The 3,409-nt window shown below is 63.1% G+C and carries 3 protein-coding genes; all 3 read left to right on the top strand.

Translation table 11 applies throughout. The annotated features are described in order from the left end of the window. Nucleotides 1–809, top strand: an 809-nt coding sequence (locus IC66_RS0100260) for an HlyD family secretion protein (protein WP_049806423.1), incomplete at its 5' end; no start/stop codon positions are given. A 42-nt stretch (nucleotides 810–851) separates the two neighbouring features. After that, nucleotides 852–2,471: an MDR family MFS transporter gene (locus tag IC66_RS0100255; protein WP_038946250.1), complete on the top strand. Its 1,620-nt coding sequence runs from the start codon at nucleotides 852–854 to the stop codon at nucleotides 2,469–2,471. Between the two features lie 80 nt (nucleotides 2,472–2,551). Further along, on the top strand, nucleotides 2,552–3,334 hold the full coding sequence (locus tag IC66_RS0100250) for a 3-hydroxybutyrate dehydrogenase (RefSeq protein WP_028145329.1): 783 nt from the start codon (nucleotides 2,552–2,554) through the stop codon (nucleotides 3,332–3,334). Nucleotides 3,335–3,409 lie beyond the last annotated feature (75 nt).

Raw genomic sequence — 3,409 nt, 5'->3', positions numbered from 1 at the left:
CGGGCGAAGCCGCCGTCCGCAATCTCGATGCACAGCTCGCCCTGCAGCAGCCAATCATCGAACAAGGTATCGCCGATATCGCCGCCGCTGAAGCCAACCTGAAGTTCGCACAGGAAGAGCAGGCGCGCTACGACGGCTTGATGAAGACCGGCTCCGGCACGGTGCAGCGCGCCCAGCAAACCGATGCGGCGCTGCGTGCCAGCAACGCGCAATGGCAGCACGCGAAGTCCGGCCTGCTGGCAGCCGAACGCAGGGTCGATGTCCTCACCACCCAGCGGGCGCAGGCGATCGCGCAGCGCGACCGCGCGGCTGCGATGGAGCAGCAGGCGGCGCTAAATCTTTCCTACACCGCCGTCACCGCGCCGGTCGACGGCACAGTCGGCGCGCGCTCGCTGCGGGTCGGTCAATTCGTGCAGGCCGGCACACAGTTGATGGCGGTGGTGCCGCTCGACGCCGTGTATGTCGTCGCCAATTTCAAGGAGACCCAGCTCACCCATGTGCGCAACGGCCAGCCGGTGGAGCTCAAAATCGACAGCTTCCACTCGACCCGGCTCAAGGGCCATGTCGATAGCCTCTCGCCGGCCAGCGGCCTCGAGTTCGCACTGCTGCCACCCGACAACGCCACCGGCAACTTCACCAAGATCGTGCAGCGCGTGCCGGTGAAGATCGTGCTCGACGATCACAACCTGAAGGGCCTGCTGCGGCCGGGCATGTCGGCCGAGCCGACCGTCGACACCAAGGCAACGGTCGTCACCGAGCGTGAAGCCGGCAAGCGCCTCGCCTCGCGGGCCGCCGGGCCCCGCAGTTGAACGGCGCCGATCGCCCGCCCCTCGCATCCGACGAGAACCATCATGACCACATTGCAAACCGCCAATAACGGCGTTCCCGCCAGCGATCCCCGGCTCGCCGCCGAAGCCCCGAAGGCTCCTGCCGTCTCCGCAAAAACCTGGATCGCAGTGGGCGGCGCCACGCTCGGCGCCTTCATGGCGGTACTGAACATCCAGATCGTCAACGCCTCACTCGCCGACATCCAGGGCGCGATCGGTGCTGGAACCGACGACGGCGGCTGGATCTCGACCTCGTATCTGATCGCCGAGATCGTGGTAATCCCGCTCTCCGGCTGGCTTGCCCAGGTGTTCTCGATCCGGGTGTATCTTCTCACCAACGCGGTCCTGTTTCTGCTGTTCTCGGCGGCCTGCGCACTGGCGCAAAACCTGCCGCAGATGATTGTGCTGCGTTCCGTGCAGGGGTTTACCGGCGGCGTGCTGATCCCGATGGCGTTCACGCTCATCATCACGCTGCTGCCAAAGGCGAAGCAGCCGATCGGGCTCGCGTTGTTTGCGATCTCAGCGACATTCGCCCCCGCGATCGGCCCCACGATCGTCGGGTATCTCACCGAGAACTGGGGCTGGGAATATATTTTCTACGTCAACCTGGTGCCCGGCGCGGCGATGATTGCGATGCTGTGGTTCTCCCTGGAGCCAGCACCGATGAATCTGTCGCTGCTTCGCGAAGGCGACTGGCCGGGCATCGTTACCATGTCGATCGGCCTGTCCGCGCTTCAGACGGTGCTGGAAGAGGGCAACAAGGACGACTGGTTGGGCTCGCCCTTCATCGTCAAGATGTCGGTTATCGCCACGGTTGCGCTGTCAGCCTTCCTATGGATCGAGCTGACCGCCAGCAAGCCGCTGTTGAATCTGCGCCTGCTGGCTCGTCGCAACTTCGGCTTCGGTATCCTCGCCAACTTCTTGCTCGGCATCGCGCTGTACGGTTCGGTGTTTATCCTGCCGGTCTATCTGTCGCGTATCCAGGGCTACAACGCCGAGCAGATCGGCATGGTGCTGGCATGGACCGGCTTGCCGCAATTGCTGTTCATCCCGCTGGTGCCGCAACTGATGCGGCGCTTCGACGCCCGAATCATCATCGGTGCCGGCTTCGCGCTGTTCGCGGTTTCCAATTTCATGAACATCCACATGACCAATGACTACGCCACCGACCAGTTGTTCTGGCCCAACGTCGTTCGTGCCGTAGGTCAGGCCTTCGTGTTCGCGCCGCTATCGGCGGTCGCTACTGCGGGCATCGAGGCAGAGAACGCCGGCTCGGCCTCGGGCCTATTCAACATGATACGTAACCTCGGCGGCGCCGTCGGCATCGCCCTGTTGCAGACATTGCTCACCAAGCGCGAACAGTATCACTCCAACGTGTTGATGCAGTCGGTTTCCATGCTCGAGCAGGCGACTCAGGCAAGAGTTGAGAAGCTGACACAGTATTTCATCAGCCACGGCGTGATCGATCGCAGCGATGCCGCGCACCGCGCCTATGTCGCGATCGGCAAGATCGTGCAGAAGCAGGCGTTCATCCTCGCCTTCAGCGACATGTTTTTCCTGCTCGGTGCCGCGCTCGTCGTAGCACTCGCAGCTTCCATGATGCTGAAGAAGCCCGGCCAGCTCAGTGCCGGCGGCGCCCACTGATCATTCGTTCCAACCGCACCCAAGGGAGCACGACCATGAACCCCCGCATCAACTTCGACCAGGCGACCAAAGGAATTCCCATGTTAAAGGACAAGGTGGCCATCGTCACCGGTTCGACCAGCGGCATCGGGCTGGGAATCGCGAAGGAGCTGGCCCGGCTCGGCGCCAACCTGGTGTTGAATGGCTTCGGCGACGCAAGCGAGATCGAGACGATCCGCCAAGGGATCGAAGGCGAACACGGTGTCCGGGCCGTCTATGACGGCGCCGACATGTCGAAAGCCGAAGCCGTACGCGGATTGATCACCGCGACGATCGAGAAATTCGGTCGCCTCGACATACTCGTGAACAATGCCGGCATCCAGTTCACCGCTCCGGTTGATGAGTTCCCAATTGCCAAGTGGGATGCGATCCTCGGAATCAATCTGTCGGCGGCGTTCCACGGCATTGCGACAGCAGTACCTCAGATGAAAAAGCAGCGTTGGGGACGGATCGTCAACATCGCCTCCACCCACGGCCTCGTCGCTTCGACCCACAAGGCCGCCTACGTCGCCGCCAAGCACGGGCTGGTCGGCCTGACCAAGGTGGTCGGGCTTGAGACGGCCGGAAGCGGCGTTACCTGCAATGCGGTCTGCCCCGGCTGGGTGCGTACGCCGCTGGTCGAAAAGCAGATCGGCGACATGGCCGCGCAACGCGGCATCAGTCAACAGCAAGCCGTCGAGGAGTTGCTGTCGGAAAAGCAACCGTCTCTCGATTTTGCGTCCCCGGAGCAACTCGGAGGCACCGTCGCCTTTCTGTGTTCGCCGGCGGCAGACCAGATCACGGGAACAACGATCTCCGTCGATGGCGGCTGGACCGCGCAATAGCCGGAGCGGCCAAAGATGTCCATGCTCGCGAGCGACTCCCGCACCTTCGCAAGGACACCGGATTCGGCGGATGAC

The sequence above is a fragment of the Bradyrhizobium genomosp. III genome, assembly GCF_000261705.1.
In the GTDB taxonomy this organism is placed as follows: domain Bacteria; phylum Pseudomonadota; class Alphaproteobacteria; order Rhizobiales; family Xanthobacteraceae; genus Bradyrhizobium; species Bradyrhizobium ottawaense.
The sequence above is the reverse complement of the archived record's forward strand: the minus strand, read 5'-3'. Positions and strand labels throughout refer to the sequence as shown.